Source organism: Salinisphaera sp. T5B8 (assembly GCF_040361255.1).
Classification (GTDB): domain Bacteria; phylum Pseudomonadota; class Gammaproteobacteria; order Nevskiales; family Salinisphaeraceae; genus Salinisphaera.
In genome coordinates, this window is sequence record NZ_APNG01000025.1 from 1 (window position 1) to 24,093 (window position 24,093).

General features: G+C 60.0%; 20 protein-coding genes. 6 read left to right on the top strand and 14 right to left on the bottom strand.

The window, feature by feature from the left end; all coding sequences use genetic code 11:
• Positions 1–196 (bottom strand): hypothetical protein (locus tag T5B8_RS17410; protein WP_353180637.1); only part of this gene is annotated, 196 nt, incomplete at its 3' end.
• Between the two features lie 274 nt (positions 197–470).
• Here T5B8_RS17410 and T5B8_RS17415 point away from each other — a divergent pair.
• On the top strand, positions 471–956 hold the full coding sequence (locus tag T5B8_RS17415) for a pilin (RefSeq protein ID WP_353180638.1): 486 nt from the start codon (positions 471–473) through the stop codon (positions 954–956).
• A 250-nt stretch (positions 957–1,206) separates the two neighbouring features.
• On the opposite strand, the gene pelG is transcribed toward T5B8_RS17415, so the two are convergent.
• The 13 genes from pelG to T5B8_RS17480 all read right to left on the bottom strand — a co-directional run bounded on the left by pelG (position 1,207) and on the right by T5B8_RS17480 (position 19,117).
• Entirely contained in the window at positions 1,207–2,589 is a 1,383-nt protein-coding gene (gene pelG, locus T5B8_RS17420) for an exopolysaccharide Pel transporter PelG (RefSeq protein WP_353180639.1), read from the bottom strand.
• Positions 2,590–2,592: 3 nt separating this feature from the next.
• Positions 2,593–4,176, bottom strand: a complete 1,584-nt coding sequence (gene pelF, locus T5B8_RS17425; RefSeq protein WP_353180640.1) for a GT4 family glycosyltransferase PelF — start codon at positions 4,174–4,176, stop codon at positions 2,593–2,595.
• Positions 4,173–5,165: a HEAT repeat domain-containing protein gene (locus T5B8_RS17430; protein WP_353180641.1), complete on the bottom strand. Its 993-nt coding sequence runs from the start codon at positions 5,163–5,165 to the stop codon at positions 4,173–4,175. Before T5B8_RS17430 ends, pelF begins: the two co-directional genes overlap by 4 nt.
• On the bottom strand, positions 5,152–6,516 hold the full coding sequence (locus T5B8_RS17435; protein WP_353180642.1) for a PelD GGDEF domain-containing protein: 1,365 nt from the start codon (positions 6,514–6,516) through the stop codon (positions 5,152–5,154). The genes T5B8_RS17430 and T5B8_RS17435 overlap by 14 nt, the downstream gene beginning before the upstream one ends.
• A 39-nt stretch (positions 6,517–6,555) precedes the next feature.
• Complete coding sequence (locus tag T5B8_RS17440; protein ID WP_353180643.1) at positions 6,556–7,080, bottom strand: hypothetical protein; 525 nt, start codon at positions 7,078–7,080, stop codon at positions 6,556–6,558.
• Positions 7,081–7,141: 61 nt separating this feature from the next.
• The gene (locus T5B8_RS17445; protein ID WP_353180644.1) at positions 7,142–10,792 is read right to left on the bottom strand and encodes a tetratricopeptide repeat protein; all 3,651 of its coding nucleotides are present in this window, start codon (positions 10,790–10,792) and stop codon (positions 7,142–7,144) included.
• Positions 10,785–13,586 (bottom strand): bifunctional glycoside hydrolase/polysaccharide deacetylase family protein, encoded by a 2,802-nt coding sequence (locus tag T5B8_RS17450; RefSeq protein ID WP_353180645.1) that lies wholly within the window; start codon positions 13,584–13,586, stop codon positions 10,785–10,787. The genes T5B8_RS17445 and T5B8_RS17450 overlap by 8 nt, the downstream gene beginning before the upstream one ends.
• 47 nt (positions 13,587–13,633) lie before the next feature.
• Entirely contained in the window at positions 13,634–13,975 is a 342-nt protein-coding gene (locus T5B8_RS17455; RefSeq protein WP_353180646.1) for a hypothetical protein, read from the bottom strand.
• Between the two features lie 411 nt (positions 13,976–14,386).
• Entirely contained in the window at positions 14,387–15,445 is a 1,059-nt protein-coding gene (locus tag T5B8_RS17460; protein ID WP_353180647.1) for an MraY family glycosyltransferase, read from the bottom strand.
• A 622-nt stretch (positions 15,446–16,067) separates the two neighbouring features.
• Positions 16,068–17,075: an NAD-dependent epimerase gene (locus T5B8_RS17465; protein WP_353180648.1), complete on the bottom strand. Its 1,008-nt coding sequence runs from the start codon at positions 17,073–17,075 to the stop codon at positions 16,068–16,070.
• 67 nt (positions 17,076–17,142) lie between these two features.
• Positions 17,143–17,424, bottom strand: a complete 282-nt coding sequence (locus tag T5B8_RS17470; protein ID WP_353180649.1) for a type II toxin-antitoxin system YafQ family toxin — start codon at positions 17,422–17,424, stop codon at positions 17,143–17,145.
• Positions 17,411–17,677, bottom strand: a complete 267-nt coding sequence (locus T5B8_RS17475; RefSeq protein WP_353180650.1) for a type II toxin-antitoxin system RelB/DinJ family antitoxin — start codon at positions 17,675–17,677, stop codon at positions 17,411–17,413. The genes T5B8_RS17470 and T5B8_RS17475 overlap by 14 nt, the downstream gene beginning before the upstream one ends.
• A 153-nt stretch (positions 17,678–17,830) precedes the next feature.
• Entirely contained in the window at positions 17,831–19,117 is a 1,287-nt protein-coding gene (locus tag T5B8_RS17480) for a nucleotide sugar dehydrogenase (protein ID WP_353180651.1), read from the bottom strand.
• 418 nt (positions 19,118–19,535) lie between these two features.
• On the opposite strand from T5B8_RS17480, the gene rfbB reads away from it, so the two are divergent.
• The 5 genes from rfbB to T5B8_RS17505 are packed head-to-tail and all read left to right on the top strand — an operon-like array spanning position 19,536 to position 24,070.
• Entirely contained in the window at positions 19,536–20,594 is a 1,059-nt protein-coding gene (gene rfbB / locus T5B8_RS17485) for a dTDP-glucose 4,6-dehydratase (protein ID WP_353180652.1), read from the top strand.
• 3 nt (positions 20,595–20,597) lie between these two features.
• Positions 20,598–21,473 (top strand): glucose-1-phosphate thymidylyltransferase RfbA, encoded by an 876-nt coding sequence (gene rfbA / locus T5B8_RS17490; protein WP_353180653.1) that lies wholly within the window; start codon positions 20,598–20,600, stop codon positions 21,471–21,473.
• An 18-nt stretch (positions 21,474–21,491) separates the two neighbouring features.
• Positions 21,492–22,043 carry a dTDP-4-dehydrorhamnose 3,5-epimerase gene (gene rfbC, locus T5B8_RS17495; protein WP_353180654.1) on the top strand — a complete coding sequence of 184 codons (552 nt, stop codon included), beginning with the start codon at positions 21,492–21,494 and terminating at the stop codon, positions 22,041–22,043.
• Between the two features lie 3 nt (positions 22,044–22,046).
• Positions 22,047–22,919, top strand: a complete 873-nt coding sequence (gene rfbD, locus T5B8_RS17500; RefSeq protein WP_353180655.1) for a dTDP-4-dehydrorhamnose reductase — start codon at positions 22,047–22,049, stop codon at positions 22,917–22,919.
• On the top strand, positions 22,916–24,070 hold the full coding sequence (locus tag T5B8_RS17505) for a glycosyltransferase family 4 protein (protein WP_353180656.1): 1,155 nt from the start codon (positions 22,916–22,918) through the stop codon (positions 24,068–24,070). Before rfbD ends, T5B8_RS17505 begins: the two co-directional genes overlap by 4 nt.
• Positions 24,071–24,093: the final 23 nt, after the last annotated feature.

The following is a 24,093-nucleotide window of genomic DNA, read 5'->3' on the forward strand; positions in this document are numbered from 1 at the left end:
TCCGGTGGGTCAGATACTGACCCTGCTGAGTTTCGGGGCTAATCAAGAAAAACAAAGCCCGCATTGCCAACGAAACGCGAGGCGGCTGCTTCAACAACGTATCCGACGTGGATGGGGCTTGCGACCGCGGGCCGACTCGCGCCATGCGGCTATAAAGCCAATTATCGACCGCAGCCGCGAAGGCTTCATCGGCCACGAAACCCCTCACCCCACAACCCGCGCCGCTGGCTCACGAAAAAATAACAAAAGGCGCATAATCGCAAGGCTATACCAACGAAATATCGCGACCGCGGTACGCGTCCGGGCTTATGCCATTGATCTGTCAATCATTTCCGCAAAACCCGCCGACGCTTGGGGCGCGAAATCCGAGCGCACGCGTGGCGCAACGGCATGATGTGCCCAACCCGCGAAACCGACCCGTGGTTGCGCCAAAATCACTACCCTATGCCGATCCCCCGGCGCAGCGCCCTGTGCTGTTGCATCGCCACCCCACACCCGGCTTCACGCTGATCGAACTCATGATCGCGGTGGCGATCATCGGCATACTCGCGGCTATTGCCGTGCCCTCCTACTACGGCTACGTGGCACGCGCGCAATTTTCCGAAGGGTTGAGCCTTGCAAGCGGCCTGAAAACTGCGGTCGCGAACGCGTATCAGGCGCGCCATCAATTGACGGGTATCGATAACGGCACCGGCAGCATTCCGCCGGCCGCCGATATCAGCGGCACCTACGTCTCCAGCGTCGTGGTCGCGGACGGCATCATCACGGCGCGATTTAGTGGCGATAGTGCGCTTGCCGGCGAAACGATGACGCTACGCCCCATACCATCTGGCGACGCCTTGACCTGGCGCTGTACCACGACCGCCGGGTTCACGAAGGCCCCGGCCAGCTGCCGCACCAAGACACCCGACGTGCCGGACAGCGATGAGATTCCCGTGGACGATGGCCAACCATAGCATCGCGCGCTGGGTTACGAAGGATCATCTAACGCGGCGGAGTCACACCACCACCGCGCTTGCAGCCGAAGTGCTCGCATCCAGCCATGGAGCGGTCCCGCGTTGGCTTACGGCCTTCGGCCTAAGCCAACCTGCGTGGCTTCGGCGAAGCTGCGGGCTTGGGCGAAGGTCGGATTAGCGCCGCCGACACAGAACGGGCTACTCGCCCGCCGGCTAGAGTCGCCGGCGGGGTTGCGTAGCCGTGGGCGGTTCACCCCTGACGCTGCAGCATGAACGTCTGATAGGTGAGCTTCTGGAACTCGCGGTCGAGGAAGGCCAGGCCCGCCAGCGACGAGATCATCAGCGAGATCGCAAAGCCGTAGCCGTAGAAGATCGCCCCGAGATACATACTCAATAACGTCAGCAGCACGTTACTAACGAAGAACAACAGGCATAGGCCGAGCGCGATCTTGAGTTTATCCAGATAGAAGATCACGTTGAGAATCGCCATGAACAACACCTGCATGCCCACCGCGACGATATCGATATTGAACAGCGGCACGTAGTACTGGGAAAAGCCCAGCCAGTCGATCAGCGACGGCGCAATCAGCAACAGCGCCACGACGGTAATGCCCTGGATCTTGAAGATATCGTAAACACCCTGCTGCACCGTCTCGACCATGCGATCCAGGCGCAGTTCGATATGGGCAAGCGTATCGCCACCGCGTACCGCATCGTAATAGGCGTCGTAGCGTTCGGCGAAATCGGTTTCCAGACGAATCAGGAACACGGCCATGCCCGGCACGATCGACAGATAGGCCAGAAAGATCGGGAAATCGTAGATCGGCGAGGCACGCAGCGGCCCGATCACCTGCTCCGAGGTCGCCGGGTTGTACCAGAACAGGAACTTGTCCGCCCAGAGACCGAGGTTATAGAACAGTCCGGTAAAGGCCAGCGAGCGATAGGTCATCTTCGCGTGACGAAGATCGAACGCCGCGATCCGGTCGCCTGGGTAATAGCGCAGCACGAGAAACAGCAGGATATAGAACAGAATCCCCTGGCCGATCACGAAGCCGCCGAGCAGGCCTTCGAGGTCGTAACGGCGCAGCGCCATACCGAGTATGAACGTGATGCTGTAGCCGATGAAAAATGCCCACAGGACCTGGCGATAGGCCTTCATGCCGGTGATGAACACCGTGATGCACCAGATATTGGTCAGCAGCACGAAGCCCACAAACATCTCGACGCGATATAGCAGCGGCGTGCCACCGAACAGCGTATAGAGCACCGTCAGCCCGATGGCGGCGGCCAGCAGGTTCATCATCGTCAGCAGGCCGATGAGGTTGGGCAGGATGGTGCCATCCTTCTTTTCGAATAGCCGATCGGCTACGAACCGGGTAAACAGCAGCTGCGCGATGCCCGACAGACTCAGTGACGAGGCAACCAGGTAGGTCACCGATACCAGAAACTGCCAGATCTGTTGCGATCGATCCGGCAACAGGGCCAGCGTGAGCAGGCCGATGGCCATGATCACCAGAATCGACAGCACCCACGGGCCGGAACTGATGATGCCCGCGTAGCCATAGGCACGCAGCAGGCCGAAATAGCTGTCCTTGCGTAGCAGCTTGCGCAGCTCGAAACCGATACCGGCCATGCCCTACTCCCCTGCGGCCGCTATCGGCCGCGCGCGTTGATCGCCCGCTTCCGCATACAGATGTTCATAACGTTCGAGCATGAGCTGCTCGGAATAGTGTTCGTCCACGCGCTTCATGCCGACTTCTCGCGCCGCTTCCCAGGCCTCGCGATCGGTCAATAGATCGAGAATGGCGGCCGCGGTTTCGCCCGGGTCGGCAATCGGCACGATCCGCCCGGCGGCATGCTCTGGATCCGGCGGCGTGGTCAGCGATGTAGCGCGCTCCTTGGGATGACCGTGTACCAGTTCATAGCAGGAACCGACGTCGGTACATACCACCGGGATACCCGAGGCCATCGCCTCGAGGGCAACCAGCGGCTGGGCTTCGCTGATGGACGTCAGCGTAGCCACACGAATACGGGCGAAGACATCTTCGGCTTTCTGGAAACCGCGAAACTGCACGATCCCACCCAGGTCCAGCTGGGCGGCCAGATCACGGCATTCCTGTGCGTATTCCGGATCTTCCGATTCCGGACCCACAATCCAGCCCTGGGCGCCCGGCAGACGCGAGGCCACGATACGCATGGCGCGCACGAACGTCTTGATTTCCTTGATCGGCGCCACGCGCCCGATCAGCGCAATAATCGGCGCGGTGTTCTGACCGGTTTGTTCGCGCAGCGGTGCAAACCGGCTGATGTTGATGCCGTTGGGAATCACCCGGGTATGCTCGGCCGGCGCGCCGTCGATGATCTGGCGTTCGCGATTGCCCTCGTAGAGCGTGGTGATCGGGTTGGCTGCGGCATAGGTCAGCCGGCCGATCCCATCGAAAAAGCGAATCCACAGCCGGCGGATATAACTCACGTCATGACGAAATCCGTGCGTAAGCACGTCGTCATAGGTACGAATCCAATCCGCCTCGGTCAGATCGATCTGGCGTTCCTTGGTGTAGATGCCATGCTCGGTCACGATGAACGGCAGGTCGTGCATGTGCCGCGCCAACGCGCCCAGAAAGCCCGCATAGCCGGTCGAAATCGAGTGCAGACAACGCGTTGGCGGCAGATTGCGGGCAATGCGCGCGAGCATGAACAACGGCGAATGCATGTTGCGCACCGACCAGAAATAATCCAGGAACGACGGGTCGGTACAGTACTTGCGGTAGTACTCGACGATCTGTTCCCAGGCCTGCCGGCTGTAGAGGAAATCCTCGTGGGCCAGACCGCCCTTCTTGCCCAGCAGCTGCGCGACTTCACACAACTGGGTGTTCGGGTCCGAGCTGCGCGGATCCTTGAAATACTGGTGCAGGTTGTCGCTGGCCTTGAACGCCTTGCGGTTGCCTTCGAACTGACGCGGTTCATCGACGCCGCGCCCGGCATCCATCAAGTAGTGGCATTCCAGATGCACCACGTTATCGGGCTTGTCGTAGAGGATGCCGTTATAGGCGGCTTCGCTGCCGCCCATGAAGACAATCGCAAAACGCCGGTGGGGCAAGCCGCGAATCATCTGCTCCACCCAGCTGGCCACGCCGCCGCGCACCATCGGGTAGGTGCCTTCGAGCAGCAGGGTGACATCCGCCGGCGGGTCGTTGGGTCGCAGGGTGGGCCATTTCATAACCAGTACTCCATTACCGGCCGCATAACGGGGTTGTTCGCCGCGCGCGCGCTCATGCGCGCCAGCGCCGGGGCGACATCGCGATAGTCGCCGCGCACGAATGCAAGCTCTGCCCAGCGCGGCGCGACATCATCGCCGGAAAGTCCAAGCCGTTCGGCGCGCCGCAGCGCGTCCTCGGCTTCGTCGTAGTCGCGTAATTCCATACAGATACGCGCACGCAGCAGCGACCGCTGGGCCGTATCGTGGCGCTCGATGGCGGTGTCGACCGCATCCCGCGATTTGGTCAGCATCAGATCCTTCACGCTGCCCTTGGCCAGTTCCAGATAGGAAAACTCCCAGAACAACAGCGCACGCTCTTCGTGTAGTTCGCCATCCGGGTCGCCACTGGCCGCGATCGCGTCGCGCACCTGGTTGAGCTGGCCTTCCAGATCACGCTCGATCGAATTGAGCATGGCATAGGCCAGCAACCGCACTTCGTCGGCGGAGTCGCTCAGCGCGGAGCGTAAAATCGGCACCGCGTCGCGGCGCGGCAGATGCCGACAGGCCAGAATCGCCTGCTGACGCCGGTTACGATCATCGAAATGCGTCAACACCGACGACAGCCCGTCACGCATGAATACGTCGTTGGGGTCTACGCTCACCGGCTGAAACGGCAGATCCGGAATCGCCAGTGCGTCCCAGGCCTTGGGTTTCTCGCGATACGCGAAATACAGCCCGGCGAGCATGCCTACGGTCAAGCCGATCGCGCCCAGCGGCGGGGTGAACACGCTGGCCGTGGCCAGAAATGCAAAGCCGCCGCCGACCGGGCGTTTATAGATTGGCGGCAGGGCCAGGTACAAGCCCACGATCAACACCGCACAGGCCACCAGATGCACCAGCAAAATGGTGATCAAGCCGACCGGCGCGTGCCAGCCGATGACGAACGCCCACGTGGCCAGCGCTTCGATCAGCAGGCCCAGCGGAATGAGGATGAGACTAAGCAGGCGCATTTTGCTCGGCCTGACGGCGGATACCGGCGACCAGATTGGCCGCCGACTGCTTGCCGTCGACATTGCGCTGGTGGAACACCAGACCGCTTTCCGCGACATCGATGCCGAAACGCTCGTTGAGCAGCAATGTCATACGCTCGCGATAGGCCGCCGAACCGCGTGCCGGCGTCAACGGCATGAGCACGAAGATCAGCTTGGCGTCGTGGCCCAGGTCCGTGGTCCAGGCATAGTCGAGTGCACGTAGCTGCTCGTAGATCAGATCGATGAGCGTTTCGCTGCTGACGTTATCGATATGCCCGGGCACCTCGTAGGCCACCAGCAACGAATTGAGCTTGTAACGCGAGGCGTAGCGCGACCAGCGTTTGAGCCGCTGCTCGAACTGGAAGCGTGCCAGCTCGGCATCCGCCGGCGTACGCGCATAGGCCTCGGTGATGATATCGCCGAGGTTACCGCCCAGCACCGACAGCAGATGCAGATTGCCACGTTCGAACTCGACGAACGGCATCTCGGTGACCGTCACGATCGCCCAGATCTTGTCGTTGACGTCGATCAGCGGAATCACCGCGAGCAACGGCTGCGTCCGATCCTGCAGCTCTTCTTCCATCTCGCTCTTGAGACTGATCATGCTGCGATGCTCAAGACAGGCCTGCACCATCGGATCGGTCGCGATATCACGATCGATCGGTCGCCCACCAATAAAGGCCAGCGGCTCGCGTTCGACGCGCTCACGCTCATCGACGCGATAGATCGCGCCCTGCTCCACGCGTCCTTCATGCGAGATGAAGCTCAACAGGTCCGTCGCACGCTCGGTAAGAATGTCGTCGCCCGGCTCGACCACGTCGAAACGCTCGGCCAAAGCCAGCAATACGTCGCGCAGATTATGCGGGTTGGCCGCCAGGCGCTCGGCGAGCTGGTCATGGGAAACACGCAGTACATGAAAATTACGCACGAACTCTTCAAGGCGGGTGCCCTGATAGTCGTTGATGATCTTCATCTGCGTGATGCGCCGACGCCAGATATCGGTGAACTCGCCGGCCACCATGCCCGTGAGCAACACACCGATTGCATACTCGATCGGCAACGCATCGGTCGTCCAGCCCGCGCCGGCGGCCACCATCATGATCGCCACCGTCAGCAACGCCGAGGCAAAGCCGAACAGAAAGCCGTAGCGCAGCCCCGCCAGTAGCGGACCCAGGATCAGCCAGGCGAACGAACTCCCATAGAACAGCGGATCGTCGGCGTTGAACAACCAGCCGACGACCGGCACGAGTAGCGTAAGTACCGCCGTTTCCAGCATGCGCACCCAGATCGGTGGCACCTGGTAGTTCACGTCTTCAATTTGGGTGACCATAGGCTACCTTTCGTACTGTCGTGCCGGCTTTTACGTAACTTAAAGCGGCATGTCGCCGACGAGATCACTCATCAGCTTCTGGGCGGTACCGCTGACCGTGGCATAGCCCCAGCCGGCCTTCGCACCGGAACCACTCCACACGGTCTCGCCGGTGTTGACGTTGATTACGCGCAGGCTGATGCCCACGGCCGGCTCGCCGTCGAGGCCAGTCTTGTACTGCCATTCCTCGACCGCACCGGTCACGCCGTACTGATAACCCTGGCTACGCGCCCAGCTCAGCGCCTGATCCAGCGCCGCGTTCTGGTCGAATTCCGGCAGACCGCCGTTATCGCTGCGCGGAGCAGCCGTGAGCATGTTCACGCCTTTCTGGTGCAACAGCGTGGTTAAAATGGAGGCGGCACGCTCGCCGGCCTGCGGCGTTTCCGCATAGTTGGCGATCGGCAACAAGGCCCAGCGTGCCGAGCTGTCCAGCTGCTGGCTGCGGTGCACATCGGTGACCGCACAGCCGGAGAGCATGGCGATGGCAAGCGCGAACAGACTTGCGATAAGAGTAGTACGTTTCATGGTGGTGGTTTCTCCCTGCCTGCGAGTGACGTTGTGTTGAGCGTTCATGTAGTCGGCGCGTTTACCGGCCGAGGAAATACTGGTACTTGATCGAGCCGGTGTAGGAATTGTCCTGCGTCTGGCTGCCTGTCTGATCGACCCCGAAATTCAGACTCAGCTCGTCGCTGCCCAGAATCCGGGTACCGATCGCGAAGTTGGCGCTGATACCGAAGTCGTTATCCGGTAGCGCATAGCCGGTGTCGATATTCAACTGATAGCGCGGCGATGCCACCAGCGGATACTCCTCGCCCGGAATACCGCGGGCGAAGGACAGCCCGGCGCCGAGGAAGGTATAGCGCGTGGGCACGACATCGTTGAGGTTGGTACCCGCCGGCAGGCGCGCAGCCATATCCGCCGGCAGGTCGTCTTCGAGGAAATTCTGCTCGGTATCGGCAAAAATCCGCGCCTGTACCTGATGGGTCGGCCCCACCATCAAGGAATGCGCAAAGGATGCCTCCACGCCGTAACCGTCGCCCAGGTCGTTACGATCCTCGCGCGAGTTGAACTGCGAATAACGCGCTGTCAGCGAGAAGCTGTCGCGCGAGTTCAACACCCATTCCAGGCCGAGGCCAAGATCGTCGCGAAGACCCAGCGCACGCAGTTGACCGGTTTCGTCGGGCAGCGAATTGATGTCAAGGAACACCGAGGCGCCGAGGTTGCTGGTGATTTCCCAATCCTGGCGCACGCCGAACTGGGCGACATCCTTGGCATCGGTCGATACCGCGCCCACACGTACGGTGGTCAGGCCGCGCCGCTCGCGCCAGTTGAGCACCAGATTAGCGAACTGCTCGTCCTCGAGCCCGTCGAGATCCACCAGATCGTCGTCCGCGGAGAGCTGGCGGGTACCGACCTCTACACGCGTGGAGAGCTTTTCGCCGCTCAGGCGCAGAAACACGCTTTCGGAATTGATATCCAGATCGCTGATGCTGCGCACGATCAGTTCGGTGCCGAAGTTCTGCGGCATTTCCTGATAAAGCTCGGCGGCATAGCGCGGCACGACGTCGATACCCGTGACATAGGGCTCGCCCGGACGCTCGTGGTCCAGCGCCAGCGTGAGCGCCCGCGCACGGTAATCGAGCTGGCGCAGCGCACTAATACGATCAGCGATACCGATATCCCCGTCCGGACGCGATCGCGCGAGGATACGCTGCATGGCCACTTGGTCGTTGGCCTGCAAGGCCACCGCCAGTTCCTGCCAGTCCTCGGTGGCGACGCGGCGACGGTGCGCCTGCAGGAGCCAGTAACGCGAATAGGCCGGCTCTTCCTGGCTCAGGTAATAGCCAAAGAGCAGTTCCACATCGGTGGGCGTGAGTTCATCGCCGCGACGACCATCGAGCGCGCGCCGCAACCAGGCGCGATCGTCGTCGGCGCCCAGCATCGTGGCCTGCACGGCAAGAATGCGGCCGTCTTCCTCGCGCTGCTCGCGCGTTAGCTTGCCCTGCGACTGCAGATTCGCCATCAGACGCGGACGCAGTTCGAGCAACGCGTACTCGCGCATGCGACGTGCCGAGTCGAAACGGCGCCCGCGCTCGAGCGCATCGGCATAATCGAGCACGAGCAGATAGTTGTCCGGATCGTGCTCAACCGCACGGTCGAACCACGGCAGCGCCATACGGGTCTGGCCCAGGCGGCTGTACGCCATCGCGAACACCGGCCACTGGCGGACATCGTTCTTGGCATCGTCGGACCAGGCGTTGACGTAGCGTGCCAGTTCGTCCGTATACCCGCCCTCGGCAAGCGTGTACAACAGCGCCGAGCGCACGCCGGCATCGTCCGGCGCCAGCGACAGCGACTTCAGATACGCCACCCGCGCCCGGTCGAGATGGCGCTGATCGAACTGATAATCGCCGTAGAGCTGCCAGTAATCGGCGGACTGGGCAAACAGCTCCGGCCGCGTCTCGGCCATGGCGATCAGTTCGCGGGTGAGGTCCGGACGTTGCTCACGCTGCGCAGCACCGAGCATGGACACGATCATGTCGACATGCTGATTTTCGCGCCAGTCCGTACGTGCGACTTCCATCGCCATATCCATACGGCCAGTAGCCTCCGCGCTCTGTACCAGGCGCAGATAGCCGTTCGGGGTGAGCTTGCGCCCCAGATACAGCTGATAGTAAGCGTCGCGTGCGATCGCCGGTCGGTTCTGGTTCCAGGCCAACTCGCCGATGGTTTCCCAGTAATAGACCTGCTGCTCAGTGGCCGTACCCGGTTTGTTCGGCAACGAGTTCATCACCGCCAGCGCTTCGTCGAGCCGCCAGTCGCGAGTCAGCAGCCGGCCACGGGCCTGGCTTTCTTCCACACCGCGGCCAAAGCGCGAGGCAATCTCGTTCCAGGTATCCAACGACCCCTGCACATCGCCGTTCAGCTCCTGCAGCGACGCCAGCCGGACCCACAACTCGCGATCCGGAGAACCGCCATGGACCCAGTTCGACAACAGCGCGATCGCCCGATCCGGATCGCCCTCGCTGTTGAGCACATCGACGAGCAGACGGCGTTGACTGCTATTGAGCGGATGCCGCGACTGAATCCGGTTGAGCGCGGCCAGTACGGCAGCCGTATCGTTGAGATCGGTGCCGATATCGATGATCTGGTTATCGTATTCGTCGTTGCCGCTCTGGCGTGCCAGCCACTTGTAGTTAGCCAGTGCGGCAGCGGGCTGGCCAGCCCACACCTGAACCTGGGCCAACTGCGCCCGCAGGCTGACGTTGTTCGGATTACGATCCACCAGACGCTGCAGGCCGGCCAGCGCTTCGTCGAGCTGGTTGTTCGCCAGCGCGATCTGGGCATTGCGTTCCAGGCCCTTTTCATCGTCGGGCCGCAGTTGCACGTAGCGGCGCGACCAAATCTGGGCCTGCGCCAGGCGATTGTTCGCCAGCGCCATTTCGATACCGATATCCAGGAACGTCGGATCGTCCGGATAGGCATCGATGAACTCGCCCGCCATGCGCAGGCTGCTGCCGTCGTTGGTCTGCTGGGCGGCATCGAGTGCGGCGAGCGCGGCGTCGCGACGCCGGTCTTCGTCCTCGGCGATCTCGAAGGCCGACTGCCACGCCTCGGCGGCCCGTTGCGGCGCGTCGGCCGCCAGCCACCAGCGCGCGGCTTCCCCATACCATGCATAGGCACGATCGGGATTCTGTTCGGCCAACCGTTCATACAGGCTCGCCGCACGCGCCGGCTCGCCCACCTCGAGCCAGCGCTGGGCCAGCAGTTCGAGCTGATCGGCACTCAGATCCGGGTTCTGTTCCAGCCGGTTCATCTGTGCCAGCAATTCACCGCGCTGGGCGTCACGGCGCGGATCATTCGCCTCGAGCGCGTTAAATGCCTGCCAGGAAATCTGGTAATACAACCAGCGCGCATTGGCATCGTCGCTGTCGGCCAGCGGCTGCATGACCTCGAGCGCCTTGGGAATATTCCCGGCCTCGGCCAGCTGGCGGGCCAGTTTCAAACGCAGCTGCTCGTCATCCGGATTGGCTTCGAGCAATGCCTCCAGATAGGTGATGGAAACGCTGCTGGGCTTATCCTGATCCGCCTTGCCCTGGCTCAACGACAGAAAGCGTCGTGCGGGAAACAGCAGCACCAGGGCGAGCACGAGCACGCCGGTGATGATCAGCAGGGTAAGCGGCCGAACGAAGCGTGTGCGTTTCGGCTGGTCTTTCTGTTCGTTGTTTTCAGCCACAGTCGATCCTTACCGGCCCGGATGTGCTGGCCTTGTAACGCAGCGTGACCGTGTTACCGCCGCCGCGGCGCGACGCCCCGTCGGCGGAAACACGACAACCGCCTACCCCAGCCAGCTCGATCTCGAGCGGCACATATTCAGACGCCATTTCCAGCGATACACCGCCACCTGTATTTCGCCACTGTGTAATCCGCCCATTCGAGCGGCGCACATAGGGATGCGAGGGTGCACTGTCGTCCAAACGCAAGGTGACGCGCGGCTCGCCGGAAAGCGCCACATAACGTCCCTGACGCAGATCGCTCACGCCCACCACGCCATTCGAGTCCGCGATATCCGGCCAGCCGAGCGTTTCGGGCAGCCGCAGCGTGCGCATCTGGGTGGCCCCGGTGATTTGCCAGCCACCATCCAGGCGACGCGCGATTCCCATGTCGTACCAGTTGGTCGCGATCTCGCTGTACTGGCTGGCAAAGATCGGCAACGTGCGCTGGCTCAGCGCATAGGCGTAGACGTCCTGGAGTGCGTTCAAGGACGCGGGCTGGCCCGCCGAGTAAAAGTGATAATAGATATCAATCGGCTTGAGGCGGCGCGGCTCGTCGGTAAGCTTGTAGGTTTCGATCACGCGCCGGAAGCCCCAGTACGGGCCGGTCATATCGTTGGTGTAGATGTTTTCGTTGATCACCGGCGCATAGACCTGGAGACGATCACCAATCGGGCGCAGCATGGGCGTCACGTCGGTCAACGTGGGGTTGTCCGACATCACATGGGTATTGCCACCGTTGATATTGACGATCCCCAGCCGGTCGGCGATATCCAGCGCCTTCTCCGGCGGCAAGGCGTTACCGCTCCACAGCACGGCTTTCACCTTCTTTCCGGGCGGCGCGAGGTTTTCGTTGATATAGCGCGTGGAACCCGCGACTTCCTTTTCCAGCGAAAAGCGATAGCCCTTGATCGGCAGGTTATAAGCGAAACCCGCCTGGGTCTGACCCCGGCCTGCGAGATCACCTTCCTTGAGTTCCGGCCAGTCAAAAGGATGACTAAACGTATGGGTGCCGATTTCCACCCAGGGCAGCTTGAAGATCTCGCGTGCGATCGGCTCCAGCTGACTGGTGAGCTCCGGATACATCCCGTCGGGCGATAGCTCGCCTTCGATAATCGATACCGTCGTCGGTACGCGATAGCGCTTGAAGATGCGATCCAGCATTACCTGGCTGGTGAACGGGTTGCCCGGGAACGCCGCACGGTTCATGAAGGCGTCGCCGTCGACTTCCGTCATCCAGTAGCGCGAACCGTTTTCCGTGGTGGCATCGGCGACCGGGATCTCCGGCAACTTAAGTGCAGCCTTCACGAACTTGAAGGGGTCGAGAATCCAGCGCGCCTGATCGGCCATGCCCTGCTGGGTCAGCCACGGTGACAGGGCCACGCCGCCCCAGTCGCCCGTCGCCACGGGCACGAACTCCGCGCCGTTGCCATCGCGCATTTTCAGATGGGCGGTGGTTTTGTCGTTGATCACCTCGTAGCCGGACTCGTTGATCGCCGGTGTACTCGGCATCCCCTCGAAGCCCATGAAATCGTCGTGATCGAGGACTTCCAGGCCTTTATCCGAAATCGACGGCACGACCTGCAAGCCCATGCGATCGGAAAGCTCGCCGGTCACCGGAATACCGGGGTCGCCCAACATCGCGACCGGCAGGCCGTCACGCATCTGCTTGAGCAGCCAGTCCCGGTAGGCAGACTGTGCACCCACACGCGCCGAGAACCAAGTCACCACCCCGGCGTAGCGTCCGCGCAGCGTGTCGTCGGGCAGCGCGCCGTCCACATCCTTGTACACCGCACCGTAACCGAGATACTCGAGCGGCATCGCCATATTGAGGTGCGCGTTCGAATACGCCAGTTCGCCATAGTCGGTTTCCGAGGCGTCGTACAGCACCAGCACCTTGCGCGGCATCGGCTCGATCGAGCCCACGCCCACCTGATTCAGCGCGCCGTTGCTCACCCAAGGCACGATGCCGTTATCGGCGATACGCTGCGCGGTCTGGCGAGCCAGGTCACGGTCAGCCGGGTCGACATAGTCGATGGCGATCGCGGGCAGGCCGTAGTCGTTGCGTACCTTGCTTAGCTGGTCGAGCACGTACTGCGTATCTTCGGGCTTCACGTCGCGATAGCTCTGGGTGCGCACGTCCCAGGATTGATACAAGGATTCGGCCGCCACGCCAACGATATCGCCCTGCACCTGGTCGAGCACCTCGAAGCCGCGGTTGAGCAGCAGCTTGACGCCCGGAAAAGTATTGCGAATGCGTTTGATCAGCCCAACCAGCGCCTGCTGCTGCGCGGCGACATCGGCATCCTCGCTCGCGAACAGGCGGTAGCTATCGAGGGTATCGAGAAACAGCGCGCGATAACCGGCTGCCCAGAGCGGGCGAATACGCTCATTAATAATATAGTCGCCCCAGGCCTGGTCGGTGAGGTCCGCGGCCTGGCTGTTCCAGCCCTCGTTACGCGCCTTGAGGGAATCACTCGGCAGCTCGTCGCCAGCGCGCCAGTGCTCGGCCTCGCCGAGGCTGACATAGGCAAATGCCTGGGTGCCGTACTGCTCGAGCTTATCGAGCTGGCCCTCGCCCATGTGCTCAGCCTCGACCACGGCCCAGTCGAACTGGTCGAGCATGGATACCGGCACATCATTGCCGTAGTAAACCGCCACGCTGGGCTGGTCGCCCACGTCGGCATGCGCACTCACGCTGAACGCCGCCACGACAGCCACCATCAGGGCCAGACTAAAGCGCAGCCATGCGGGCAAGCGGTCGCTTGGCGCGCACGTTGGATCGAACGCCGGGCGAAAAATAGTCACGCACGGACTCCTTCACAAAAACTTTGGCGCGCGAATCCCGCGCAAATGAAAGCGCCCGCCCGCAAACGCTGCGCCGATAAGGCGCGCAGATCAGACCGCCCGCCGCGCACAAACGTAACAGGCATAACCGCAGTAACCAACGGTCTAAAAAGATCATGCAGGCGACGCACATGCTCGCGCGCGCTGAGTGGCAAATACGCTTCTGGAGATACCCGCGAGAAAACACCAGCGTAGTTCGTGACGCGCGAGCCCGGCACGAGCCCCGTCAAAACGGCAAACGAGCTTCCGGCAGCGGCGCTGCCGTCCACTACAAGCCCGGCGCCATGATCTTGCGCCATCGTTTCTCCCTTTGCGCTGTCCCCCGGCTTGCCGGTTACCGGCAATACCAAACGCTAAACAATCTAGCACGAAACGAAGTGCGCAAATCAAAAATTCCGCTTTTGAGAATAATTTATTTGCGATCAGTACCCCAGGAGCGCCTTAGGGGGCAGTCGACCTGCGCCGACATCGAGCTAACCAGCGAGCGATTCAGGCGCCTGTGCGCTATATCGCGCGGCGAATTCGCGGCAAGCGTAGCCGCAGGAAACGCGGCAAAGGATCGCGAACCGACACGGCAAAAGCCGAACGCCCTGGCACGACCGCCCTATCCGGTATAGCCAAGCAGAATGATGCACGGCTAACCGGCGTTAAGAGCGCCGCGAGTCAATAGCCTCGCCGGGGAACGTCGCGCAGCGCGCTCGAAGTAGCCTTTAAGCCGCAGCCTGCTTCACAAGGCGGTGTCGCACGCGCGTCCACAGCAGGTTGGCGACCACGCAATAGACCGCGAACACGCCCACAAAGCCCACACACCGCGCCGACTCGCTTACGCCCAAGGCTTCGGTCACAAGCCCGGTCGCCATGAACATGCCGGCGAACGCCAGCCAGACGTACAGCGCCCAACCCGGGCTCAACCCAAGCCGCTGCAGCAGATGATGGAAATGATAGCTGTCCGCCGCGAGCGGGCTCTTGCCCCGCAGCACACGCGAAACCATGAGATACACCGTATCCGCCAACGGCAGGCCGAACAGCCAGACGGCGGTAATCGGCTCGATGACCGCATGAGGGCCCTGGGCCGCCTGAATAGCGAACCAGGTGAGGATGAACCCAAGCACCAGCGAACCGGCATCGCCCAGAAAAATACGCGCGTGCTTCTGCCACGGCATCCGCAGATTGAAGGCCAGAAAGCCCAGCACGCTGCCGAGCGTCACGCACAGCAGAACAACGCTCACAGCGCTCGTGCCGACGGCCAGCGCGAGAATGGTGCCCACGATCATCACCGCGAAGCCACCGGCCAGGCCATCCATGCCATCGACCATATTCACCGCGTTAATCATGCCCACCGCGGCAAAAATGGTGAACCAGATCGCATGGCCACCCAGCTCGTAGTCCACGGAACTGAATATCGCGCCCAGATTCTGAAGATAGACTTCGCCGAAAAAGCACATCCCTGCGCCCACCGCCAGCGTCTGCAACGCAAGACGAACGGGGGCCGGCACATGCTTGCGATCATCCAGGGCGCCGAGCACCAGCAGCACGGTAATACCGAATGCAAAGCCCGCGAACTGGCGCGACGGCACGGTACCCATGCCCAGCAACACTACCGTCAAAGCAATGGCCATACCGCCGCAAAGCGGCGTGGCGAGCACATGGGCCTTGCGACCGCCCGGGTGGTCGACATGGCCAATCTTGTGGCACAACGGCTGCAACACCAGGATGGCAAAGGCGCTCAAGACGAACGCGACCAGACCAAGCATGAGATTCAAGATCACGAAATATCCGCCGTTAGGCCCTCGGAGAAACCAGTCTGCTCGCTTTCACGGCCGCTATATTACAACGAGAATTGTGACAGCTGCTTGAACCGCACCTGAACAAGCCGAGAAATCCGCCCGCCCCCAACGAAGCAAGACCCGCGCCAACACAACTGATCCACCGACGCCAGCCTACGCCCACGAAACCAGCCTGGCCCACACCCCGTAGGTTGGATTAGCGAAGCGTAATCCAACAAAGAACAAAGCTCTAAGGAAACGAAGTTCCAGACTATTCCATAACTTACAATCGATTCCTCAACCAGAATCAGGACGCGTCAAACAACCCGGCACACCCAAACTGCCTCACCAAGCGAACGCCGGGTGCAAAGCGCAGGTTGGATTAGCGAAACGTAATCCAACAAGGAAAGAAAGCCGATATCCCAACCCGACCACTAAAATTCAACAACTTAAAACAAAGACTTAAGTCAACGAAGAAAGCTGTCACGCACCAACCTAGCCCAACGCAAGCTCACGCCGCCCCGTAGGTTGGATTAGCGCAGCGTAATCCAACAAAGAACGAAGCCAGTGAAAAACGATTTTAAATACCGATCAACCAATTACGAGCCAAACCCAAAGCTCAACATCAAACCTCATAATACCCCCGATACCAATCCACGAAATTCTTAACCCCCTCGTGGACACGCACCTTCGGCCGGTACCCCACCGCCTCGAAAAGCCCGGTCACATCCGCGCTGGTCGCCTCGATATCCCCGGCCTGCATGGGTAACATCTCCTTCTCCGCCTCGATACCCAGGCATTCCTCCAACCGGTGGATGTAATCCATCAACGGCACCGGATCGCCATTGCCGATGTTATAGATCCGCCACGGCGCACAACTCGTGCCCAGCGTCGGTGCATCGCTGGACCAATCCGGGTCCGGCTCGGCCGGTTTATAGAGAATTCGCACCACGCCCTCGGCGATATCGTCCACATAGGTGAAATCGCGCCGATGCTGGCCGTGGTTGAAAACCGGGATGGGTTCCCTGGCGAGCATCTTGCGTGTAAACAAAAACAGCGCCATATCCGGCCGGCCCCACGGCCCGTACACGGTAAAAAAGCGCAAGCCCGTGGTCGGCAATCCATACAGATGCGAATAGGAATGTGCCATCAACTCGGTGGCACGCTTGGAGGCGGCATAGATCGCCGCCGGATGATCGGCCGTGCCCTGCGGCGAGAACGGCATATCGGTCGACAAGCCGTACGCCGAACTCGTCGAGGCATACACCAGATGCCCCACTTCGGTATGCCGACAGCCCTCGAGCACATTCAACGTGCCGGTGACATTGCTGTCGATATAGTCATGCGGATGCGTAATCGAATGCCGCACGCCGGCCTGGGCTGCGAGATGCACCACGCCATCGAATCCGTGTTTTTCGAACAACGCCGGCATCGCCTCGCGGTCGGCTATGTTCATATAAACGGACTCGAACCCATCGCGCGCAATCAGCCGATCCAGCCGCGCCTGCTTGAGCGCGGGGTCGTAGTACGGGTCCAGGTTATCGACCCCGACCACCGTCTCCCCACGATCCAGCAACAAATGCGCAACGTGCGAACCGATAAAACCGGCCGCGCCGGTGATAAGTACCTTCATAAAATCAATCTGCCGATAAAAAAAACCAGCGGCGCGCCTACGGTCGGGCACGGCAGCGATAACTTAATCATCCGAAAAGCGCGCTATGTGAGCCGAGCCGTGCGAGCCGAAGGGTTACACCATCGGCTTTCCGGTAAATCAGTAGCAAATCGGGTTTGATATGACATTCGCGATAGCCAGACCAGTTGCCACTCAAGTCGTGATCGCGATATCGAGTGGCCAACGGTTGATCGGTTGCCAGTGCTGTGAGTAACGGCTTGAGCATGCCATCGAGCGTCGACCGGTGTCTTGCTTTGACTTCGCGCTTGTAGTCGCGCTTGAATGCCGAGGATCGTTCAATCGTCCGCATGCAGATCGGCCATCAGATCATCGACCGTATCGAATCGCTTTCCTTTACCGGCTTCAAGATCGGCCATGGCCCGGCGTGTTGTGGCGGCCGGCACCTTCACATCGAAAGGCAAACGACGCTCTTCGGCCACACGCAACATCAACAAACGAATGGCATCCGAAACAGAAAGCCCCATCGCCTCCAGTGCAGCGGCAGCGCGCGCTTTCGTCTCTTCGTCAATTCGGGCGCGAACGTATGTGTTTGCATTACTCATGGCATCACCTCAAAAATAGCTCCAGGCTCATAGTAGTCTCGTTGTGACTACAGCTCAAGAGCCAAGAAATCGTTGATGCTCATCTATGTTGCTTTGCTAATCACCGCAACAGCCGGTGCGTCGCACGATTTCGACGTCACTCAGGCCACGCACCTAAAGCCGCCCATCCGTCTCATCCGCACCAAACGCATACTTCACGTCGTAAACGATGTGCTCCGGCTTGCACAGGCCACGGATAGCATCGATCCCCATCGATTGGAAATCGCGGTGGGCGACGGCGACAACCGCGGCGTCATACGTTCCAGCGGCCGGCGAATCCACGGTACGCAAGCCATACTCGTGCGCCACCTTCTCGGCATCCGCCCATGGATCATAGATATCCACCGCGACATCCATCGCCTGCAGCTCGTGGACGATATCCACCACGCGGGTATTGCGAATATCCGGACAGTTCTCCTTGAAGGTGATACCCATCATCAGCACCCGCGCCCCATGGACCTGGATCTTGCGGCGAAGCATCAAGCGAACGACCTCGTTCGTGATGTAACGCCCCATGCCGTCGTTGATCCGCCGTCCGGCCAGAATCATCTCCGGGTGATAGCCCGCGGACTGCGCCTTGAAGGTCAGATAATAGGGATCCACGCCAATACAATGGCCGCCCACCAGCCCCGGCCGAAACGGAAGGAAATTCCACTTGGTGCCCGCGGCCTTGAGCACTTCCTCGGTATCGATCCCGAGGCGCGTAAAGATCATCGACAGCTCGTTGACCAGCGCCACGTTGATATCGCGCTGCACGTTCTCGATCACCTTCGCCGCTTCGGCCACCGCAATACTGGAAGCGCGATGAATACCGGCGGGCACGATCGTGCCGTAAAGCGCGACCAGACGATCCGCCACGTCATCGGTCGAGCCCGAGACCACCTTGGTGATATTCGCCAAGCCGTGCGCCGCATCCCCGGGGTTCGCCCGCTCCGGGCTATAACCCACGAAAAAGCCCTCGTTGAATACAAGGCCGGACAGCGAAGCCAGAATCGGCACACAGCGCTCTTCGGTCGCGCCCGGGTAGACCGTGGATTCATACACCACGATATCCCCGGCCTTCAGATACGGCCCGATCGTGCGAGACGCGGCAATCAATGGGCCAAAGTCCGGCACGTTAGAGTCCGTTACGGGGGTTGGCACCGTCACGATATAAATACTCGCGTCGGCAAGCGCCTCGGCGTCGGCCGAAAACCGCACGCCGGAACTGCGCAGATCCTCCGCGCTGACCTCGCGCGTAAAATCGTAGCCGTCCGCAAGCTGCTCGATACGACGCCCATCGATATCGAAACCCAGCGTGTCGTAATGCCGGCCGAAGGCGACGGCCAGGGGCAAGCCCACATATCCCAAGCCGATGACGGCAATCGATACCGAACCGTCGAAATGATCAACCGCAGCCATGCGTTATCCCTAAAACGAAGAGCCGGTTCGAACGGACCACAAAGCCCCTTGTGAACAGATGCGAACGCGATGCTAGCGGAATTAGCCGCTATTCCCAATTACATTCGAATGCTACCCATCGCATATATCCCTTGGGGCAGAAAACGCGCCTTACGAACAAAACCGGTGTGCAAGACCCAGCGCCGGGACGTCGTTTCAACCAGCGGCAATGAACGGACACGCCACCGCTAGCCGGGCCTGATATCCCAATAATCATCGTAAATCCGGGGAGACATACCGCGGCCGCCCAGCTTCGGCCAACCCACAAGTCAATCCGCACTCTGATAAACTCGCGCCTCGTTGCCAGCACGAATGGTCGACAGCAACGCTCGTCAGCCGCTAATCAAGCGGGCCTCGTAAAACACAGTCGATAATGCGCATGAAAATACTCGTCACCGGCGGCGCCGGTTTCATCGGCTCGGCGCTCATTCGCCATCTCATCGCAGAAACAGAACATGAAGTCGTCAATATCGATGCCCTGACCTACGCCGCCAATCTCGACGCTCTCGAAGCCGCATCCGAAAGCCCGCGCTACGCGTTTGAACATGTCGACATCCGCGATGCCGAAGCAATAAACCGAGTGATGAATGAGTATCAACCCGACGGGATTATTCATCTAGCCGCAGAATCGCATGTGGACCGTTCAATCGACGGGCCGGCAGATTTCATTCAAACGAACATCGTCGGCACATTCAATTTGCTCGAAGCAGCAAGGGCTTACTACGAACAGCTTGAGTCGAATCGCAAGAAGAGCTTTCGCTTCCATCACGTCTCGACCGATGAAGTTTACGGCTCGCTAGGCGACGAAGGCTTATTTACGGAAAAAACCCCATACGCGCCCAACTCACCTTATTCCGCCAGCAAGGCAGGGTCGGACCATCTCGTACGCGCCTGGCAACACACCTACGGTGTGCCGACCGTACTCACGAACTGCTCCAACAATTACGGCCCCTGGCAGTTCCCGGAAAAGCTCATTCCGCTCATGGTGCTCAATGCGCTGAATGGTCGCGCCCTCCCCGTGTACGGCGACGGCCAGAACGTGCGCGACTGGCTATACGTTGAAGACCACGCCCGCGCGCTCGCGCTCGTGTTCGAACAAGGCAAAACCGGAGAACACTACAATATCGGCGGGCTTAACGAGCGAACCAATCTCGAACTCGTGCGCACCATATGCCACGAACTGAACGCTATCGCGCCGGACGCCAACATCGGCCCGCGCGAAGCACTCATTTCATTCGTCGACGATCGTAAAGGGCACGATCAGCGCTACGCGATCGACGCATCCAAGATCGAACACGAGCTCGGCTGGCGACCGATAGAAACGCTGGAATCCGGGCTGAAGCGAACGATTCGCTGGATCCTCGACCACCCCGAATGGGCGAAAACTGCTCGCGACCGAGGTTACGACGGCCAGCGATTGGGTCTCGCAAAGGGATAGTTAATGAAAGGTATTATTCTCGCTGGCGGTAGCGGCACGCGGCTCTACCCGATCACGATGGCGGTGTCGAAACAGCTACTGCCGGTTTACGACAAGCCGATGATCTACTATCCGTTGACGGCGCTCATGCTCGCCGGCATCGATGAAATCCTGATCATCTCCACACCCCAAGATACGCCACGCTTTGAACAGCTGCTTGGCGACGGCAGCCAATGGGGTCTACAGCTTACATACGCGGTGCAACCCGAACCGGAAGGACTCGCACAGGCGTTCATCATTGCTGAAGATTTTATTGCGAACGACTCCTGTGCCCTCGTTCTTGGCGACAATATTTTCTATGGGCACGACCTCGAGCCACTACTACGGAACGCAGCGAATCAAACCAGTGGCGCCACTGTATTTGCTTATCCCGTAAACGATGCCAGCCGCTACGGCGTCGTAGAATTTGACGATAATGGCACTGCGCGATCGATCGAGGAAAAGCCCGAACGCCCCAAGTCCCGTTATGCGATTACCGGCCTGTATTTCTACGACAATCGTGTTGTCGATCTGGCCAAGCAGATCGAGCCCAGTCATCGAGGCGAACTCGAAATAACGGATCTCAACCGTCTTTATCTGGAAGCAGGCGATTTACGTGTACAGCGTATGGGTCGCGGCATGGCATGGCTCGATACCGGAACGCATGAGAGCCTGCTCGAAGCCGCAACGTTCATCGAAACGCTCGAGAAACGACAAGGCCTCAAAATCGCCTGCCCCGAAGAAGTGGCGTATCGGGCGGGCTATATTTCCGAAGCACAAGTTCGCGAGCTCGCCGAACCGCTTAAAAAGAATGGATATGGGCAATACCTGTTGCGCATACTCGAAGAACGCATCTTCTAAAGGCGGAGCAATCTGAAAATGGAAGTAGAGACCACCGCCCTGGAAGGCGTGCTCATACTCACGCCCAAGCGCTATGGCGATGATCGCGGCTTCTTCATGGAAAGTTACAACCGATCGACGTTTGCAAAGGCTACTGGTCTGGACATCGAATTCATCCAGGACAACCACTCCCGATCCACAGAGGGCGTGCTGCGTGGCCTGCATTACCAAATGCCCCCCCACGCACAAAGCAAGCTTGTGCGCGCGGTGCAAGGCGAGGTCTTCGACGTAGCCGTGGATATACGCCGAAATTCGCCCACGTTCGGCCTATGGACCGGCACACGCTTATCGGCCGAAAACGCGCGACAACTTTGGGTGCCGGCAGGCTTTGCCCACGGCTTTTTAGTCACGTCGGAAACCGCCGAAGTGATCTACAAAGTCGATGCGCCCTATGCTCCGGAATGCGAGCGCAGCATCGCTTGGAACGACACCACGATCGGCATCGAATGGCCCAGCCTGCAACAGCCGCCCCTCGTTTCTCCGAAGGATCGAGATGCACCGGCATTGTCGTCCGCCGATTTGTTCGAGTAAAACATGCGCATACTGATCACCGGCGCCAACGGTCAGCTCGGTCAGGCGTTGCAGGCAAATCCGCCGAGCTGGGCGCATATCACCGCACTGAGTAGCCGCGACCTCGATATAACCGATCCTAAGCGCGTACAAGAAACGGTGGCCGCGTCGCAGCCAGCGTGGATAGTCAACGCCGCTGCTTATACCGCAGTGGATAAGGCCGAAGAAGAGCCGGAACAGGCCAAGGCCGTCAATGAAACCGCAGTACGGCATCTCGCCGAAGCCGCGGATATTAACGGCGCGCGGTTACTACATGTGTCGACCGACTTTGTTTTCGATGGCACCGCCAATCGTCCCTATCGGCCGGACGATGACACAAATCCACTCAACGTGTATGGCCGAACCAAGCTCGCAGGTGAACGAGCAGCGATGGAAGCGACCCAAGGCGAGGCCATCGTTGTAAGGACAGCATGGGTATACAGTCGAGCCGGTAAAAACTTCCTAACCAACATGCAACGTCTGATGCGTGAACGGGACGCTTTAAATATCGTCGATGACCAACGCGGCACGCCGACCACCGCAAGCGATCTCGCCAGCGCACTTTGGGCTGTGGTCGATAAAAACGCGAATGGCGGCATCTACCATTTCACGAACAAAGGCGACGCGAGCTGGTACGAGTTCGCTGTAGAAATCCGCCGCCACTTAGTAGAACAACAACCTGAAGCGCGCTTGTCGGCTCTGGAGCCTACCGACACAGCAGGCTTCCCGACCCCGGCAAAGCGACCGGCGTATAGCGTTCTGAACTGTCAACGCATTTTCACCATTGTAGACATACCTCCACATTGGAAGACAGCGCTCAGGCGAGAGCTGGATGGCAGGGCTGAGCCGGATTTATGAGCACAGTGGAAGAGCCGTCTCGGGACCGACGCGTGCTCTATGTCGCGAATACCGACTGGTATCTGTTCAACTTTCGGCTCAACTTGATCAAGGAAGCTGAAAGACGTGGCTGGATACCGTATCTGGCATGTAGCGACAGCGGCTACACCGAACGCCTGCGATCCCATAAGTGGCCCGTTAAAACGCTGCCCTTGAGCACGAAAGGCGCGAATCCGTTCCGGGAAGCCTGGGCGCTTTACCGACTGATCCGAGAATGTCGCAAAGTCCGGCCCGACGTCATCCACTTGTTCACGCTCAAATGTGTGCTCTACGGCTGTTTGGCGGCGCCGTTCGTTCCGCGTGCTCGTATAGTGGGCGCGCTTACCGGCATGGGCTATCTGTTCACCTCACAGCGCGCCACCGTACGCCTACTCAAAAATCTTGTGCTGATTGCTCTTAAGCTGGGCTTGAAGGTGTCCAAAGCCCAACTGATATTCCAGAACGAGTTTGACCGCACCGAGTTCATAGACAATGGCTTAATACCCCGCGAGCGCACCCGCGTGATTCGCGGCTCCGGTGTGGATTGCGAAGCTTTCCATCCAATGAACCGCAAGCCATCCACGAATGATAAGCGCCGCCTTCTATTCTGCGGTCGTCTGATCGCGGAAAAGGGCATTCGCGATTATCTGCAAGCTACGGCCACGCTTCGAGAACAAGGATACAAATTCGATAGTCGTATTGCCGGCAAACCTTACCCCGGCAACCCGTCTTCACTTAGCGAACAAGAAGTCGCAGACTTATCAGTCAGTACTCTACACCGGTATCTAGGTCATCAGGATGACATGCCTGAACTGTTAGCGGCGACAGACATAGTCGTGTTGCCGACCTATTATCGAGAGGGCACGCCGAAGGTTTTAATCGAAGCGGCAGCGGCTGGTTGCGCTTTGATCACGACGACAATTCCGGCCTGTGAAGACATTGTCGAGAACGGCAGCAACGGCTACTACATCAAGCCAAGCAATCCTGACCAATTAGCCGGCGCCTTGCGAAAGATCCTAGATAGCTCATGGGAAACACTCTATGAGTTGCAGGAGCGCTCCAGGCAGATTGCGATCGAGCGGTTCAGCGACACCGAAATCAACAACCGTACGCTCGCGTGCTACAACGACTAAAAATCGACCAAGCAAAACGTGTG

Bases quoted from the DNA above. Each gene is read 5' to 3' on its own strand.
- rfbB (WP_353180652.1), top strand. From the start codon at position 19,536: ATGAAAATACTCGTCACCGGCGGCGCCGGTTTCATCGGCTCGGCGCTC.
- T5B8_RS17430 (WP_353180641.1), bottom strand. From the start codon at position 5,165: ATGCGCCTGCTTAGTCTCATCCTCATTCCGCTGGGCCTGCTGATCGAA.
- pelG (WP_353180639.1), bottom strand. From the start codon at position 2,589: ATGGCCGGTATCGGTTTCGAGCTGCGCAAGCTGCTACGCAAGGACAGC.
- T5B8_RS17505 (WP_353180656.1), top strand. From the start codon at position 22,916: ATGAGCACAGTGGAAGAGCCGTCTCGGGACCGACGCGTGCTCTATGTC.
- rfbC (WP_353180654.1), top strand. From the start codon at position 21,492: ATGGAAGTAGAGACCACCGCCCTGGAAGGCGTGCTCATACTCACGCCC.
- T5B8_RS17470 (WP_353180649.1), bottom strand. From the start codon at position 17,424: ATGCGGACGATTGAACGATCCTCGGCATTCAAGCGCGACTACAAGCGC.
- T5B8_RS17440 (WP_353180643.1), bottom strand. From the start codon at position 7,080: ATGAAACGTACTACTCTTATCGCAAGTCTGTTCGCGCTTGCCATCGCC.
- T5B8_RS17480 (WP_353180651.1), bottom strand. From the start codon at position 19,117: ATGGCTGCGGTTGATCATTTCGACGGTTCGGTATCGATTGCCGTCATC.
- rfbA (WP_353180653.1), top strand. From the start codon at position 20,598: ATGAAAGGTATTATTCTCGCTGGCGGTAGCGGCACGCGGCTCTACCCG.
- T5B8_RS17435 (WP_353180642.1), bottom strand. From the start codon at position 6,516: ATGGTCACCCAAATTGAAGACGTGAACTACCAGGTGCCACCGATCTGG.
- T5B8_RS17465 (WP_353180648.1), bottom strand. From the start codon at position 17,075: ATGAAGGTACTTATCACCGGCGCGGCCGGTTTTATCGGTTCGCACGTT.
- pelF (WP_353180640.1), bottom strand. From the start codon at position 4,176: ATGAAATGGCCCACCCTGCGACCCAACGACCCGCCGGCGGATGTCACC.
- rfbD (WP_353180655.1), top strand. From the start codon at position 22,047: ATGCGCATACTGATCACCGGCGCCAACGGTCAGCTCGGTCAGGCGTTG.
- T5B8_RS17455 (WP_353180646.1), bottom strand. From the start codon at position 13,975: ATGGCGCAAGATCATGGCGCCGGGCTTGTAGTGGACGGCAGCGCCGCT.
- T5B8_RS17475 (WP_353180650.1), bottom strand. From the start codon at position 17,677: ATGAGTAATGCAAACACATACGTTCGCGCCCGAATTGACGAAGAGACG.